This is a genomic window from Parenemella sanctibonifatiensis, assembly GCF_002250565.1.
GTDB classification, from domain to species: domain Bacteria; phylum Actinomycetota; class Actinomycetes; order Propionibacteriales; family Propionibacteriaceae; genus Parenemella; species Parenemella sanctibonifatiensis.
Genome location: NZ_NMVJ01000008.1, coordinates 79,396 through 94,460, shown reverse-complemented (window position 1 = coordinate 94,460; position 15,065 = coordinate 79,396). Strand labels below are relative to the sequence as shown.

Below are 15,065 nucleotides of genomic sequence, written 5' to 3'. Positions count from 1 at the left end.
TCTCCCTCCTGGAGAAGTTCCTTCGGACAACTACTATGTTACGTAGTAGTCATCTCGATCCGCCAGCAGCCGCGGTGTGTTTCACCTCACACATGAGATGTCGCCCTCCAGCGCCGCCTACCTCACGCGTGCAGCTGCGGCGTTGATCTCCTCGAGGCCCACCCCGGCCCGCCTCAGCCCGCGGTCGAGCTCACCGCGGTAGGCCGCCGCCACCACGGCCTCCAGTGCGTCGACACCGACCAGCTCCTCGAGCGCCAGCATCGCCGACCAGGCACGGGCATAGGCGACGTCGAGGTCGGTAGCACTGAAGTCAGCGTCCTCAGGCACGGCCGGGTCCCCGCCCTGCCACCGCGGCAGGACCCGCTCGCGTATCAATTGCGCCGAGCCGGGGGAACCAGCCAAGGCGTGCCATTCGGCGTACCCCTCGATGATCCACAGCGGCGCGGCAGCATCGGGGGACCCACTGACCGCGTGGATCAGCTCGTGGTGCAGCAGTGTGATCGCCGGCTCGTCCTCCTGATCGGCGAGCTGGTCGGCCGCCAGCGTGATGGTGTACGCCGGCGGCTCGCCCGCCACCCTGGACGTGCGCGCCGCGAGCCCGCCCAGATCCTCGCCAGAGCCGAGCTCCAGGACCACAGGCCACCCCTCCGCCAGCACGCCATCGCGCCCCCGCTCGGCCAGCCGTTGACCGGCAGCAGCCCAGCGCTCCGTCCATACCGGGGCCAGGTCCACGCCGGGTCCGGGCCGGGCGACGACGACGCTGCTGACACCACCGGCGAGGTCGAGCGGCCGGATGGACTCGACCGCGCCACTCCACCAGGCCGGTGCTGACGCGACGGGCACCAGCCCGCCGACGAGCCAGCGCTGCCCCCGGCGTACGAGTGTCATCGGCAGCTCACTGACCGCCCCAGCCGCCACCCCGGAGCCGGCCCGCATCGGATCGTCGGGCCAGCGCCAGTGCCAGCGGCAGTCCACTCCGGTGCGACCATCGATCTCGCGCCAGCCGATGACCTCGATCCGATCGATCTGCAGTGGCGCTCCCAATCCGGTCACCTGCCACAGCTGTTCCAGCGCTTCGGCGGACCCCGCCGCCTCGAATCCGGACCGGTCCCGTGCCGCCATCGCCGCACAGAGCGCATCGGCCACGTCCTGGATCTGGGCCAGCCCGTCGCCGTCAGCTGGCCCGGCGTCGGGCGTACAGCCGACAACGACGCCGCCCACCAGTCCAACCAGGAGTGACCGCCGGGCCAAGACGACTCCACCCCGGCCCTGATGGACCGGGGTGGAGAACGATGAAGACCTGCTCACGAGGCGGGGTCGCTCACGGGCGACTCATCAGCCGACGCGGCGAGCCGAGACCGGCTTCATGCCGCCATAGCTCACCGGAGCGTAGGAGACGCTCTTGCCCGAGCTCGGTGCGTGAATGACCTGGCCGCCACCGACGTAGATCGCGACGTGGCTGATCGGGCTGTAGTAGAAGACCAAGTCGCCCGGTTGCAGGTTGCTCAGCGAGACGGACTGGCCGGCTCCGGCCTGGGCGCGGGAGGTGCGCGGCAGGCTCACGCCGGCCGCCTTCCATGCGGCACCGGTGAAACCGGAGCAGTCGTAGGAGCCAGGGCCGGTGGCGCCGTAGCGGTAGGGCTTGCCGAGCTGGGACTTGGCGAAGGCCACCGCGGCCTGGGCGCGGCTGCCGCTCGGGGGCGGTGCCACCTCACCGGAGTCGCCCGAGTCACCGGAGTCGCCCGAGTCACCCGAGTCACCCGAGTCGCCCGAGTCACCGGAGTCGCCGGAGTTGCTCGAGCCACCCGAATTGCTGGACTCGGAGCCGCCGCCAGTGCGAGAGGAACCGGACCGCGAGGAACGCTCGGAGCGGCCGTTGTCCTGGGAACCCCCGGAGGTCGACTCGACCTGCTGCTGAGCAGCCTCGGCACGCTCCTGCGCCTCGCGCTCACGCTGAGCCTCCTCCGCGGCCAGCCGCTGGCGCTCTTCCTCGGTGAGGCGATCGAGGACCCGCTCGGCCTCGACGAGCTTCTCCTCGGAGGCCTCACGCAGCTCGCCCATCTCGCGCTCGCTGGCGGCGATCTTCTCGGTCTCGGCCTGCGCGCTGCGCTCCAGATCGGCCAGATCAGCCTGCGCGGCCTGGAAGCGCTGCAGGGCGGCGTTCTGGTTGCGGCTCAGCTGCTCCATGGTGGAGGCATGGCCGAGGTAGCTGTCCTTCTCCGAGGAGAAGACGAGCGACAGAGTGGGATCCACCGAGCGCTGCTGATAACGGAGCAACGCGACCTGGGTGGTCTGGGCGCGCAATTCGTTCACCTTGGCGCGCTGCTCCCCCAGGTCTTCCTGCTGGGTGGCGAGGCTCTGCTGGGCCTGCACGAGGCGCTCCTGCACCCCGGCGTACTCCTGGTCCAGGGCCGAGGACTCCATGCGGAGCTTCTCAACCTGCTGCCGGGCCTCCTCGAGGGTGCTCGGCTGTGCCCAAGCGGCCTCAGCGGTCAGGGACAGGGACAGCGCAACGGCAGCGACACCGGCCCCCAGTCGTACGCGGAACGGAACGTTCACACACACTCCTCGATCAACACCCGGCACCGTGGGGGGAAGTCCTGATGCCGACTCGCGCAGCTCGGGCCCTGGCTGGAACCCAATCCGACTGACGCTGAGAAAACCATAAGTGACGTCTCAGTTCAGGGCAAACCCTTGGCCGGACCTTCACGCGGCCGGTTCCGGCCATCTTTGGCTCAGCCCGTCGGTCGGGACCGCCCATCGGCCACCATGCGCAGCGGCGGCAGCAACCCGCCGCGATTCAGCACCCCCAACGCGTGATCTTGCTCTTGGTCCAACAGCAACCCTTCGCTCAGGTAGGGACGCGCCAGCTTCCGGACCGCAGCTCCGGGCTGTTCGAAGCCCAACAGGACCGCCACGACACAATCCTCACAGCCCGAACCACGGACGGCACACTGCCCACAATCAATGCTCATTGACTCCATGTGGGCAGCGTGCCCGCCACCTCCGACACTTTTGTGTCGACCTGAGAGATTCTTCGTCTCTCAGCGGCACAACAGCTCCCCCATGTCGACGAAGTCAGCCATCTCGTCGTACGCCGGCGCATCGGCGGCAGCGATCCGGATCGCCTTCGCCGCCAGTTCTCCACCGGCCCGCTCGGCCCGCTCAGCCAACGCGCCACCGGCGGCCTTCGCTGCGAAGTCGTCCGTGGCGGCAAAGACCGCCGTCGGGGTGACGTCGGCACGCAGATAGCTGAACAACGGCCGCAGCGCGTGCTCCAGCGCCAGCGAGTGTCGCGGCGTCCCGGCAGTGGCGCCCATCAGGACCGGCTTGCCACCGAAGACCTGCGGGTCGATCACGTCCATGAACGACTTGAACAGCCCGGCATAGCTGGCATTGAAGATCGGCGTGGCGGCGATGACGCCGTCGGCCTCGGTGATCGAGCGGATGACCGCCCCCAGCTCGTCGCTGGGAAACCGGGTCAGCATCGCATCGGCGATGGCGTGAGCGTGATCGCGTACGTCGATGACCTCGGTGGCCACCTCTGCACCGGACTCCCGCACCGCCCGCGCGCTGGCGCGCACCAGCAGGTCGGTGAGCATTCGCGTCGAGGACGGCACCGCCAGGCCGGCCTGGATGGCGACCAGCCGCACCGGCCGGGTCGGGGTCTGGTTGATCTGATGGTTGGCGCTCATGCTCGGTCCTCCTCGTCAAGAAGCTGGGTCCAGTTGCTGCCGGTGGAGAATCGGTAGCGCTCATCCCACGGGCCCTCGGCCGCGTCCCGGGCGGCAACCCGAGCGGCGTGGGAGGGGGCATCCGGCACACCAGCGGGACGGTCCTTCTCCATCTCCTTGCGAAGCTCGGGCACGATCTGCGTGCCCAGGATCTCGATCTGCTCCTTCACCGTCGAGGCCGGCAGGCCGGCGTGGTCGATGAGGAAGAGCTGCCTCTGGTAGTCGCCCATCAGCTCGCGCATCGTGAGGTAGCGCTCGATCACCTGTTGCGGCGAACCGACCGTCAGCGGAGTCTGGGCAGTGAAGTCCTCCAGCGAGGGCCCGTGGCCATAGACCGGGGCGTTGTCGAAGTAGGGCCGGAATTCCTTCACCGCATCCTGCGAGTTGGGCCGGGCGAAGAACTGGCCCCCCAGACCCACGATCGCCTGGTCGGCCGAACCATGACCATGGTGCTCATAGCGCTGACGGTAGAGATCAATCATCTGCTTGGTGTGACTGGTGGGCCAAAAGATGTTGTTGTGGAAGAAGCCGTCGCCGTAGTACGCCGCCTGCTCGGCGATCTGCGGGGTCCGGATGGACCCGTGCCACACGAAGGGAGGCACACCGTCCAGGGGTCGTGGCGTGGCGGTGAACTGCTGCAGAGGCGTACGGAAGTTGCCCTCCCAGTCCACGACGTCCTCGCGCCACAGGCGGTGCAGCAGCTCGTAGTTCTCGATGGCGAGTTCCAGCCCCTTGCGGATGTCCTGACCGAACCAGGGATAGACCGGTCCGGTGTTGCCGCGCCCCAGAGTCAGGTCGATCCGACCACCACTGAGGTGCTGGAGCATCGCGTAGTCCTCGGCGATCTTCACCGGGTCATTGGTGGTGATCAGCGTCGTCGTGGTCGTGAGCTGGAGCCGCTCGGTCTTGGCGGCGATCCAGGCCAGCGTGGTGGTCGGCGAGGAGGTGACGAAGGGCGGGTTGTGGTGCTCACCGATGCCGAACACGTCCAGGCCGACCTGCTCAGCCAGCACGGCCTCGTCGACCAGCTGGCGCAGCCGCGCCTGCTCGGTGGGGACCTTGCCGGTCACCGGGTCGGGAGTGATGTCCACAATGCTGAAGATGCCGAACTGCATGATCTCCTCCGGGAGCTTCTGGTGCCGGGTTGGTGACATGTCAACTCTATCCCCCTCGCGATTATTCCGACACTCCTCGGCGGTTTGTGTCAGTGCCTCCACCTACGTTGCCCCCATGCCTGCCACCGCCCCGCATTCCTGGCCAACGTCCCAACCCACGCTCGCCGAGACCGGACAGTTCCTTGCCGAGGTGACCTTCTGTGTGGTCGACCTGGAGACCACTGGCGCCGGCGCGGACGCCGAGATCACCGAGTTCGGCGCGGTGAAGGTGCGCGGCGGGCAGCGACTGGGCGAGTTCCAGACCTTGGTCCGACCGAGCGCCGGGATCCCGGCGCTGATCACCGCACTGACCGGGATCAGCAACAGCATGGTGATGCAGGCACCGCCGCTGGCCACGGCGCTGCCCAGTTGGCTGGAGTTCAGTCGCGGCGCCACGCTGGTCGCGCACAACGCGCGCTTCGACGTCGGCTTCCTCAAGCGAGCGTGCGCCGACGCCGGTGAACCCTGGCCCGGCAACCCGGTGCTCGACACCGTCGCTTTGGCGCGCTCGATCCTCGGCCGGGAGGTGCGCAACCACAAGCTCGCAACCCTGGCCGCACACCTGGGAGCCACCACCACCCCGGATCACCGCGCTCTCACCGACGCCCGCGCCACCGTCGAAGTGCTGCATGCCCTGATCGAGCGAGTGGGCAACCTGGGCGTGCACACCCTGGAGGACCTGCAGGAATTCAGCCGCCAGGTGTCGGTGACCCGTCGCGTGCGCCGGCGCTGGGCCCAGGATCTGCCCGAGCGGCCCGGCGTGTACTGGTTCTGGCGCACCAACCCGGACTCCCCCGGTGGCCGGGAAGTGCTCTACGTCGGGACCTCCCGCAATCTGCGGCGCCGGGTCGGCAGCTACTTCACCGCAGCAGAACGGCGCCGACGGATGGAGGAGATGATCCGGGTCGCCGAGGGCGTCGACCACGTTGTCTGCCCGACCCCACTCGAGGCCCAGGTCCGCGAGATCCGGCTCATCCACGCCCACCGTCCTCGCTACAACCGACGCTCCACCCGCCCGGAGAAGGCCAGCTGGCTGCGACGCACCCAGGAACCCTGGCCGCGGCTGTCGGTGGTGCGGACGCTGCGCGATGACGGCAGCAGCCACCTGGGCCCGCTACGCAGCCGCACCGAGGCGGAGGCCTGCCTGGACCTGCTGCACGACACCTTTCCGATCCGCCGCTGCACCACTCGGCTGGCGGCCAGCAAGGCCAGCCCCAGTTGCGCACTGGCCGAGCTGGATCGCTGTGTCGCGCCCTGCACGATGCAGGTCGAGCCATCTGCGTACGCCGAACTCGTCGCCGCCGTCGAGTCCGCCTGGCAGTGCGATCCGGAGCCGGTGCGGGCCCGGGTGATGGATCGGCTGCGCCGACTCGCCGAACAGGAGCGATACGAGGAGGCGGCCGCGCTGCGAAACCAACTGGAGACCTTTGCCGCGGTGCTGCGACGCCACCACCGCACCACCGCCCTGACCCGACTGCCTCAGCTGGTCGCAGCCCGCTGGCAGGCCAGCGACCACGGCCGCACCCGACCCGGTTGGCAGCTCCACGTGATCCGCCACGGCCGACTGGTCGGCTCGGGGTTTGCCGGAGTCGGCACCGACCCGCTGGATCTGGTCAGTGACCTGCTCGCGGTGGCAGAACCGGTGCCGGCACCCAAGCTCGAGGGCGAGCTCACGGCCAGCCTGGACGAGGTGCTGTGCGTCGCGGACTGGCTGGAACAACCCGGCGTTCGCTTGATCGAGGTCGACGGCGACTGGAGCTGGCCGCTGCGGATCGGTCACGCCCAGCCCGACACCGCCAGGCCGGGAAGCCGACTCAGCCGAGCGTGACGATCACCTGATGCCTAGACTGCTCGCATGATTACCGCGATCGTTTTCGTCCATGCCGATGTTGCCCAGATCCCTGAGGTCGCCGAGAAGATCGCGGGCTTGGACGGCGTCACCGAGGTCTATTCCGTCACCGGCGAGATCGACCTCATCGCAATGGTGCGGGTCCGCGACCACGAAGCCGTGGCGACGGTCGTGGCCGACCATCTGAACAAGATCCCGGGAGTCGTGGAGACATTGACCCACATCGCCTTCCGCGCCTACTCGCGCCACGACCTCGAGGCGGCCTTCGCCCTCGGCCCGCAGGCGTGAGTCGGAGCCTGTTCGGCACCCTGGCGGCACTGGTTGCCGCCTTGGCCGCGATGGGCTTTGCCTGGTGGTCCACGCAGCCCGCTGAGCTGCCACCGGCGACGGTGGAACCGACGACCGCCGTCGGTACGCCGACGCCCTGATCCACGCCACCGCCCATATGGGGCAACTCGATCCCGGCTGTTGGCCCCGGGATGCGCATTCAGGCTGTCGAGTTGACCAATGCGCGCGGCCGACACCCGAGGTCCCCGGCTGGCGCAGGGAAGCCGACTGCCCTATCGTTCTCTACGTTTTGTAGAGAAAGGCACCGCCGTGGTCAGCGACCTCATCCTCCCATGGCTGCTCACCGTCATCTTCGGCCTCAGTGCTCTCCATCTGGGCGCCCGCGCCGTCACCGATCGCGGCCAGCCGATTCTGGTGGCATCCCACCTGTGGCATCTGCTGATGGCCCTGGTGATGGTCGCCATGGCATGGCCGTGGTGGTGGAACCTGCCATGGCTGGCGCAGTTGATCGCCTTCACCCTGGGCGCGGCATGGTTTGCCATCCTCGCCGCCCGCGAGGCGGTCGGCCAGCACCATCGCGGGGGCGTCTGGCACCAGCTGCTGCATGTGGTCATGATGCTGGCCATGGTGTGGATGGTCGCGGTGATGCCACCGAGCCACGCCCCTGGCGGCGGTGGGCACGACATGCACGGTGGGCACGACATGCACGGTGGTCACGACATGCACGGTGGTCACGGGGCCGACATGCCAGGGATGGACATGCCCGGCACGGACATGGGAATGAGTCCGCTGGCGCTCGGCCTGGGGGTCGTGGTGACTCTGGCGATGCTCATCGGAGCCGTCGCTGTGGTGGTGATCTGGGTGCGTCAGCGGCGTCAACCCACGGACGACACGCCCCGCCGGTGGGCCTGGAACGGCGCCGGCCCCGACGCCCTGGTCATGCTCGCCATGCTGTTGGGCATGTCCGCCCTCAACATCATGATGTTCTGACGGAGCGCGGTGGCTCACACCTGGAGTGCCGCCGGCAACCCACGTGGCAGTTCCTGCTGGCTGTGCCCGCGCAACCGCACCGCGCGCTCCGCGGCGCCAGGAGCACCCCCCTCATCGGCCAGGGCCTCCAGAGCGGTGGCCAACTGCTCCGCGCCGACCTGACGAGCCGCGACATCATCGGCGGCCAGTTCGATCAGGAGCCTGGTGGCTCGCCGAAGGCGGTCGGCGGCGGGCAGGAAGGGAAGGCAGGCTGCATTCAGCTCGGCCAGCCGCATCAGCACCCCGTGGCGGCCGCGCAGATGGGCGTACTCATGGGCCAGCACCGCCTGCAGCTGACCGCGCGACAACAGTGACTCCAAGGAGTCCGAGACCATGATCTCGGGGCGCCGCCCAGGCACTGCGATCGCCACTGGAGCCGGATGCGCGAAGCGGACCAAGGTGAAGGTGCCCCGGTCCAGACGTTCGGTGGCGATCGGCGCGAGCCGCCGCAGCGACCATCGCTCGGCGTCGGCCATCGGCCCGCTCAGACCGCTGACCAGCCCGACCACAGCAATGGCCCCAGCCACACCGACCCAGGCCCACAACCAGGCCGCCCACGATCCCGGTCGCCCTTCACCCGCAGCGGCGACCGCCGCGACAACCGAGGCAACCGCACAGCCACCCCCCAGCACCAGGGCCGCAAACCAGGCCGTCAGCGCCAGCTTGGGCCGGTCGACCTGCCAAGCTCCAACCAAGGCGACCGGGACCCCGAGCACCGTCAGCAGGGCCGCCAGGAACAGGGCCGCCGGCAGCAGCAACGCCGTCATCGGGGATCGCGGCGCGCCACCGCGCTGCGCAAGAAGTCGACGTCGGCGGCGTCCAGGTTGCCGGCAAACTTCAGCAGCACAGCCTCCCGGTCAGCGCCGCTGAGTCGGGACAACGCTTCACTGGGATCAACGAACGCCGCCGGGGCGGCCAGCCAGCGCACCCGGCGGGGGCTGAACTGCTGGCGCTCCACCAAGCCCTTGGCTCGCAGCCGGTCCAGGACGGTCAACACTGTGGTGCCCGCTGGCCGTGGCTCACCGCATGCCGCAACCAGGTCAGCGGCAGCGACGGGCTCGGATCGGGACCGAAGGATGCCGAGCAACTCGGCCTCCAGCGCCCCGTGTTCTCGTCGTCCGCCTGCCATGGGACCGATGCTAGCGGCGCACCACCCGCGAGGTCACGCGCGAGAAGACCGAGCGTGAGAAAACGTCCATCGGCGATGCACACCCGCCCATTCAGCTGCCGCCCAACTCGCCACCCCGACGCTCTCAGGCTCAACCAGACATCGGTTTCTGTTGGGATCCAACGCGTGAAGCAGACATGGAATGCCGGTCGGCAGCGTCAAGCTGACGCTCCCGGTCATCGCCAACGGACAACACCTCCACCCAAACGGACAACACCTAACCCTTGCCCGGTGACACTTCCGATCGTTGGAATGGACCCTGAACCCGTCACCCCCGACGGGTCATGCGACAAAGGAGCACCCATGCTCACCACACTGATGACACCGTTGCCACCGGTTCCGGACAATGCCGACGACGACCTGCACCTGTGGGTGCCGGCTGCTCCGGTCCGCCACCGACTCCAGTTCTTGGCCAGCGCACTGCGACTGTCACCGGCGGCCGTGGCACTGAGCTGCAATCTCACCTCGCCGATCATCCGACGGCTGGTCAGCGGCGTACGGATGCCCCGGCGGTTGCCGGCTGCGTACGCCCGGCAGATTGCTGACGTGCCGATCGAGCGGCTCGCCACCCGACTGGCACTGCGGGTCCCGGTCGGGCTGTTGGTGCGGTCAGTCGGCGAACTGCTGCGGCGCGGCCACCGGCTCGATACCATCGCCGACCTGCTCGGCGTCACGCCGACCACCTTGGCCGCCACCTTGACCGGCCCGGACCGCTACCAGGGCAGCACCAGCCTGCGCACCCTGGTCACCGCGATGGCTGCCTGCTGGGACATCGGCGCCGACCTCCCCGGCAGCGAGAGCGCCGACGTCCTCAACATGTTGTGGGGTGGCGAAGACGACGACGAGCCGGCGGTGGATACCCCCGACGGCCCATGATGCTGCTCATCGCGGCTGCCCTCATCGCCTGCGTCGGGTTGGGGCCGGCACTGCGACTGTTGCCTGAACCGCCTGCCGACACCCCGGGAGCCGAGACCAAACTGCCCTATGCCGACCTGCCCGGGCGGTGGCGCTGGGCCACCCGGTTGGTGATCGTGGTGGCAGCCGCACCGCTGGCGCTGCGACTGGACCCAGCGATGGCGCCGGTGTGGGCGGTGGTCGTCATGGTGGCGGTGCCATTGGCCTGCATCGATGCCGCGACAACGTGGCTGCCCCGCCTGCCCTGCCAGATCGGATGGGCCATGACGGCACTCGCGCTGATCGCATCAGCGTGGGCCAACGATCGCATCGACATCATCTGGATGGGCGCGGTCGGCGGCGGTGCGGCAGCCGCGATCCTGTGGCTGGTGTGGCGCCTGCGCGCGGGGTTGGGATTTGGCGACGTCAGGTTCGTGCTCATCACCGGCGCCGCCCTCGGCGCGCTGGGGTGGCCAGCCTGGTGGTGGGGCATGGTGGCCGGCACCGCCCTGGGTGCGGCGACCGGCATCATCTGGCGCTCACGGGGTCGCCGAGACGGCTTTCCCTACGCTCCAGGCCTGGCGGCCGGGGCCTGGTTGGCCGCGCTGGCGGGCTGAGCCGCGGGGCTCGGCTCAGCTGGCCCGCTCAGAGGTGAGCGCCACCCACCGCTCCAGCACCTCGCTGGCGGCCCCCTCATCAATGGCGCGGGCGGCCGCCTCGAACTGCACTCGGAACTGGTCGGCGATCGGCTCATCCAGATCGGGACCGTGGAAGGCCAGCAACGCCGCGGCCGCATTGATCACGACGATGTCGCGGACCGGGCCCTGGGCGCCCGCGAAGACCTCGCGCATCACGCCCGCATTGTGCGCCGGATCCCCGCCGACCAGGTCAGCCGGGGCGGCCGGGCGTACGCCGAGATCGGCCGGGTCCAGAACCGTCTCCACGATCCGGCCGTCGCGGAACAGCCAGACCTGTGAGGTGGTCGTGGTGGTCAGCTCGTCCAGACCGTCCTTGCCGTGGAAGACCATGCCGCGGTTGCCGCGACGGGACAGCACCCCGGCGACAAGAGCGGCAACCCGCTCGTCGGCGACGCCGATCGCCTGGGCGACCGGCCGGGCCGGGTTGGCGATGGGGCCGAGGAAGTTGAAGACCGTCCGGATCCCCAACTGACTGCGGGTGGGGCCAGCGTGGCGCAGCGATGGGTGGTAGTGCGGCGCGAACAGGAAGGCGATGCCTGCTTGGTCGAGCACCTCGGCCTGGGCCTGCGGCGGCAGATTGAGGGCAACCCCGGCAGCCTCGAGGCAGTCAGCCGAACCCGACGCCGAGGAGGCGGCCCGGTTGCCGTGCTTGACCACCTTGGCGCCGGCTGCTGCCGCGACCACCGAAGCCATCGTCGAGATGTTGACGGTGTTGGCACGATCGCCGCCGGAGCCGACGATGTCGACTGCCTCGGTGTCGAGCTCGATCGGGGTGGCCCGCTCGAGCATGGCATCGGCCAAACCGGTCAGTTCGTCAACGGTCTCACCCTTGGCGCGCAGCGCCACCGCAAAACCGGCCAGGTGCACCGGATTGGCATTGCCCGTGAGGATCTCTCCCATCGCCCACCGGGCGGTCTCCGGCGAGAGGTCCTCACCGTCCACCAAGCTGGTGAGGATGTCGGGCCAGGTCGGCGCGGTCACGCGTTCGCCTCGACCCCCAGGCCGGCTCGCCGCATCATGTCGGCGACCTGCCCGGGCAGGCGAATCGGATCGACCGGGTGCGCGGCGACGGCCTCGGCTCGCGACCAGGTCGCCAGCCAGGCGTCCTGCTCTCGGGCCACGATCACCATGATCGGCGGACAGTCGGGGATCTCGTCGTGCATCTGCCGGCACAGACCCATGCCGCCGGAGGGCACCGCCTCGGCGTCGAAGATGGCGACGCTGATCTTGCCCGAGTCCATGGCGTCCAGGACGGCCGGCTGGGTGGCCGCCTCGACCACCCGCAGCTCGGGCAGGTCAGCGCTGAGCCGGCGGCCGAGAGCGACCCGAACCTGCTCGCGTACGCGGCGGTCGTCGGAATACACAAGAACGTCGACCGTGGGCGTCGAGGTGTCAGCGTGCGACTCGTTCATCACTCATCCTGCTCGAAGTAATTTAGGCAACCAATCCGTCATCTAAACCCACTGCCCGAGGTGCAGAAAACACCCTTTTTGAGCAGATGGGCCCAGCCTTCGGACCGCTTCGGTGACACCCTACTCGTCACAGCACCGACGCGCTGCCGGGATGGCGTCGGCGGGCGGCAGTCGTCACGAAAGTGTGGCAACATGAGCCCGTGGCAAACTCGGCAGAGATCAAGGATGGGCAGATTCCCAGTGGCGCCCTGCATCCCATTGCACGGGCCCGTATGTATGGCGTCCCCGGACGACCCGACATGGTCTCCGTGGGCACGTTCGTGTGGCTCGCATCGGAACTGATGTTCTTTGCGGCGTTGTTCGCTTCGTACTTCACGATTCGCAACGTCACCAACCAGCGAGCCCTCGAATCCGGCACCACCTCATTGTGGGAATCCGCCACGGCGCACCACGACATTGTCTTTGCGAGCATCAACACCACCGTGCTGGTGCTCAGCTCGATCACCTGCCAGGCCGGTGCCAACGCTGCCGAGGCCGGCCGGGTCGGGCGCACCGGAGGCATCCTCAACGTGACCAAGTGGGGCCTGCGTGAGTGGTTCATCCTGACCTTCCTGATGGGCGCCTTCTTCATCGGCGGCCAGGCCTACGAGTACGCCACCCTGGTCAGCGAAGGCTTCGCGCCGCAGACTGACGCCTACTGGTCGGCCTTTTTCCTGGCCACCGGCTTCCACGGCATCCACGTCATCGGCGGCCTGTTTGCCTTCCTCTACGTGCTCGGCCGCACCTACATGGCGCGCACCTTCACCCACGAGCAGGCCGTCAGCGCCCACGTCGTGTCCTACTACTGGCACTTCGTCGACGCCGTGTGGATCGTGCTGTTCGCCGTGATCTATCTCGTCAAATAGTTGACCCTCCTCGAGCAAAGGTGAGTTCGTTGTCATTCCTTGCAGCCCGACGTCGACACCCCGCCGCGCGGCCGTTGCTGATCTTGGCGGCTCTGCTGCTGGTCGGCGCCGCGTACACGCTGGTCCTGCCCACCAACAGCGTCGAGGCGCAGGGCGCCACCGACCCGCAGGTCGTCCAGGGCGAGGAGATCTTCGTTGTCAGTTGTTCCTCCTGCCACGGCATGAACGGCGCGGGCACCAGTCAGGGCCCGAGCCTGGTCGGCGTCGGCGCCGCGTCGGTGGACTTCCAGATGGGCACCGGCCGGATGCCGATGAACAAGCCCGGGCAGCAGTTCCCGCGCAAGGCCTCCGACTTCACCCCCGAGGAGATCGCGGCCGTCGCCGCGTACGTACAAAGCCTCTCCCCCGGCCTGGCCATCCCGACCGAGGAGCAGTACTCGCCGGAGGGCCTGACCGCTGAGGAGATCGCCCGCGGTGGCGAGATCTTCCGCTCCAACTGCTCGGCCTGCCACAACATCATGGGCATGGGTGGCGCCATGCCGGAAGGCAAGTACGCCCCGTCGCTGCACGGTGTCGAGTCGCGCCACATCTACGAGGCGGTCCGGATCGGACCCCAGCAGATGCCCCGTTTCGCTCCGGGCACCATGAGCGATGAGGACGTACGCCAGGTCATCGCCTATCTGCGCACCGTCGAGGAGGCCCCCAACTACGGCGGCAACAACCTCGGCGGCACCGGCCCGGTCGGCGAAGGCCTGTTCATCTGGACCATCGGCCTCGGCGCGCTCGTCGGGTTTGCGATGTGGATCGCAGCGAAGGGAGCACGCGCCAAGTGACCAGGTCAGAGCACCCCACCGGGTCCTCGCTCGAACAGATTGATCCCACCGATCCCACTGTTGCCGAGCCGGCTGCCCTCGAGCAGCCCGTCGACAACCCGGGCATCGAGGAACATGTCGAGCGCTGGACCGACGCGGACGAAGCGGCCGGCAATCGCGCCTACCGTCAGGTCGTGGGCATGTTTGCCCTCGTCCCGGTGCTGGCCATCGCCTTCGTGGTGATCTACTTCGCCGTCCCCAACACGCTGCGCATCAACCTGCTCGGCATGACCGTTGGAGCGCAGCACTTCTGGCTCGGCCTGACGCTGGGCCTGGCCATCCTGCTGATCGGTGTCGGCCTGGTCCACTGGGCCAAGCAAATCATGGACGACAACGAGATCTCCGAGGAGCGGCATCGGATCCCCTCCACCGACCAGGTGCGCGAAGCTGCCCTGGCTGAGGTGGACGAGGGTGTCGAGCAGACCCGCCTGGACCGCCGTCGTCTCATCGGCGGCAGCCTGCTGGGTGCCGTCGGCATCGTCGCGGTGCCCGCCCTGGTCACCCTCGCCGACCTCGGCCCGTGGCCGACTCCCTCCAAGATCCGCGAGACCTTGGAGAAGACCGTATGGGCCGAGGATGTCCACCTGGTCACTGACGCCTCCTACCACCGGCTGCGCCCCGAGGACATCCGCATTGGAACCTTGGTCAACGCGCAGCCCGAAGGCATGACTGACCTGGAGCCGACCGAATACCAGCGGGCCAAGGCGAAGGCCTCGATCGTGGTGGTCCGGATGGACGTCAACGACATCAATGTCCCCGAATCGCGCCAGGACTGGCACGTCGGCGGCATCTTGGCGTACTCCAAGATCTGCACCCACGTCGGCTGCCCAATCGCGCTGTGGGAGGACCAGACGCACCACCTGCTCTGCCCCTGCCACCAGTCGACCTTCGACCTCGGCGATGCCGGCAAGGTCGTCTTCGGTCCGGCTGCGCGTGCGCTGCCGCAGCTGCCGATCCGGGTGAACGAGGAAGGCTTCCTCGTCGCCCGCAGCGATTTCACTGTGCCGGTGGGACCCAGCTACTTCGAGCGGGATCTCTACCCTGAGGACGAGGGGCGATAAG

Annotated in this window: 18 protein-coding genes; 9 read left to right on the top strand and 9 right to left on the bottom strand. The window is 68.6% G+C overall.

Annotated features, from left to right (window positions below):
• Positions 1 to 117 precede the first annotated feature (117 nt).
• From CGZ91_RS09830 to CGZ91_RS09810, 5 genes are all read right to left on the bottom strand, one after another.
• Positions 118 to 1,221 carry a hypothetical protein gene (locus CGZ91_RS09830; protein WP_094454747.1) on the bottom strand — a complete coding sequence of 368 codons (1,104 nt, stop codon included), beginning with the start codon at positions 1,219 to 1,221 and terminating at the stop codon, positions 118 to 120.
• Between the two features lie 114 nt (positions 1,222 to 1,335).
• The gene (locus CGZ91_RS09825; protein ID WP_094454745.1) at positions 1,336 to 2,559 is read right to left on the bottom strand and encodes a C40 family peptidase; all 1,224 of its coding nucleotides are present in this window, start codon (positions 2,557 to 2,559) and stop codon (positions 1,336 to 1,338) included.
• A gap of 176 nt (positions 2,560 to 2,735) precedes the next feature.
• The gene (locus tag CGZ91_RS09820; protein WP_229116555.1) at positions 2,736 to 2,918 is read right to left on the bottom strand and encodes a hypothetical protein; all 183 of its coding nucleotides are present in this window, start codon (positions 2,916 to 2,918) and stop codon (positions 2,736 to 2,738) included.
• Positions 2,919 to 3,044: 126 nt separating this feature from the next.
• Positions 3,045 to 3,695: a CE1759 family FMN reductase gene (locus CGZ91_RS09815; protein ID WP_094454741.1), complete on the bottom strand. Its 651-nt coding sequence runs from the start codon at positions 3,693 to 3,695 to the stop codon at positions 3,045 to 3,047.
• On the bottom strand, positions 3,692 to 4,849 hold the full coding sequence (locus CGZ91_RS09810; protein WP_094454980.1) for an LLM class flavin-dependent oxidoreductase: 1,158 nt from the start codon (positions 4,847 to 4,849) through the stop codon (positions 3,692 to 3,694). Before CGZ91_RS09810 ends, CGZ91_RS09815 begins: the two co-directional genes overlap by 4 nt.
• 115 nt (positions 4,850 to 4,964) lie before the next feature.
• Here CGZ91_RS09810 and CGZ91_RS09805 point away from each other — a divergent pair, with 115 nt between their 5' ends.
• The 4 genes from CGZ91_RS09805 to CGZ91_RS09795 all read left to right on the top strand — a co-directional run bounded on the left by CGZ91_RS09805 (position 4,965) and on the right by CGZ91_RS09795 (position 8,015).
• Positions 4,965 to 6,716, top strand: coding sequence for a DEDD exonuclease domain-containing protein (locus CGZ91_RS09805; protein ID WP_094454739.1), 1,752 nt, complete (start codon positions 4,965 to 4,967; stop codon positions 6,714 to 6,716).
• Between the two features lie 27 nt (positions 6,717 to 6,743).
• On the top strand, positions 6,744 to 7,025 hold the full coding sequence (locus CGZ91_RS09800) for an Lrp/AsnC family transcriptional regulator (RefSeq protein ID WP_094449846.1): 282 nt from the start codon (positions 6,744 to 6,746) through the stop codon (positions 7,023 to 7,025).
• The gene (locus CGZ91_RS14320) at positions 7,022 to 7,165 is read left to right on the top strand and encodes a hypothetical protein (protein WP_179229306.1); all 144 of its coding nucleotides are present in this window, start codon (positions 7,022 to 7,024) and stop codon (positions 7,163 to 7,165) included. Before CGZ91_RS09800 ends, CGZ91_RS14320 begins: the two co-directional genes overlap by 4 nt.
• A 169-nt stretch (positions 7,166 to 7,334) precedes the next feature.
• Positions 7,335 to 8,015: a DUF5134 domain-containing protein gene (locus CGZ91_RS09795; protein WP_179229305.1), complete on the top strand. Its 681-nt coding sequence runs from the start codon at positions 7,335 to 7,337 to the stop codon at positions 8,013 to 8,015.
• A gap of 14 nt (positions 8,016 to 8,029) precedes the next feature.
• Here the strand turns inward: CGZ91_RS09795 and CGZ91_RS09790 are convergent, their stop codons facing one another.
• Entirely contained in the window at positions 8,030 to 8,821 is a 792-nt protein-coding gene (locus tag CGZ91_RS09790; protein WP_094454735.1) for a M56 family metallopeptidase, read from the bottom strand.
• Entirely contained in the window at positions 8,818 to 9,183 is a 366-nt protein-coding gene (locus tag CGZ91_RS09785; RefSeq protein ID WP_094449843.1) for a BlaI/MecI/CopY family transcriptional regulator, read from the bottom strand. The genes CGZ91_RS09790 and CGZ91_RS09785 overlap by 4 nt, the downstream gene beginning before the upstream one ends.
• Positions 9,184 to 9,525: 342 nt before the next feature.
• Between CGZ91_RS09785 and CGZ91_RS09780 the strand changes: the two genes are divergently transcribed.
• Positions 9,526 to 10,098 carry a hypothetical protein gene (locus tag CGZ91_RS09780; protein WP_094454733.1) on the top strand — a complete coding sequence of 191 codons (573 nt, stop codon included), beginning with the start codon at positions 9,526 to 9,528 and terminating at the stop codon, positions 10,096 to 10,098.
• Positions 10,095 to 10,733: a hypothetical protein gene (locus CGZ91_RS09775; RefSeq protein WP_094454731.1), complete on the top strand. Its 639-nt coding sequence runs from the start codon at positions 10,095 to 10,097 to the stop codon at positions 10,731 to 10,733. The genes CGZ91_RS09780 and CGZ91_RS09775 overlap by 4 nt, the downstream gene beginning before the upstream one ends.
• A 15-nt stretch (positions 10,734 to 10,748) precedes the next feature.
• On the opposite strand, the gene trpD is transcribed toward CGZ91_RS09775, so the two are convergent.
• Together trpD and CGZ91_RS09765 are read right to left on the bottom strand one after the other, a co-directional pair.
• The gene (trpD, locus tag CGZ91_RS09770; RefSeq protein ID WP_094454729.1) at positions 10,749 to 11,795 is read right to left on the bottom strand and encodes an anthranilate phosphoribosyltransferase; all 1,047 of its coding nucleotides are present in this window, start codon (positions 11,793 to 11,795) and stop codon (positions 10,749 to 10,751) included.
• Positions 11,792 to 12,226, bottom strand: a complete 435-nt coding sequence (locus CGZ91_RS09765; protein ID WP_094454727.1) for a response regulator transcription factor — start codon at positions 12,224 to 12,226, stop codon at positions 11,792 to 11,794. Before CGZ91_RS09765 ends, trpD begins: the two co-directional genes overlap by 4 nt.
• Before the next feature lie 200 nt (positions 12,227 to 12,426).
• Between CGZ91_RS09765 and ctaE the strand changes: the two genes are divergently transcribed.
• Genes ctaE through qcrA form a run of 3 tightly spaced genes read left to right on the top strand, consistent with a single transcriptional unit; the run spans position 12,427 to position 15,064 of the window.
• Entirely contained in the window at positions 12,427 to 13,131 is a 705-nt protein-coding gene (gene ctaE, locus CGZ91_RS09760; protein ID WP_094454725.1) for an aa3-type cytochrome oxidase subunit III, read from the top strand.
• Positions 13,132 to 13,160: 29 nt separating this feature from the next.
• Entirely contained in the window at positions 13,161 to 13,964 is an 804-nt protein-coding gene (qcrC, locus tag CGZ91_RS09755; RefSeq protein ID WP_094454723.1) for a cytochrome bc1 complex diheme cytochrome c subunit, read from the top strand.
• 38 nt (positions 13,965 to 14,002) lie between these two features.
• Positions 14,003 to 15,064 carry a cytochrome bc1 complex Rieske iron-sulfur subunit gene (gene qcrA / locus CGZ91_RS09750; RefSeq protein WP_094449875.1) on the top strand — a complete coding sequence of 354 codons (1,062 nt, stop codon included), beginning with the start codon at positions 14,003 to 14,005 and terminating at the stop codon, positions 15,062 to 15,064.
• The last annotated feature ends 1 nt before the right edge of the window (position 15,065 follow it).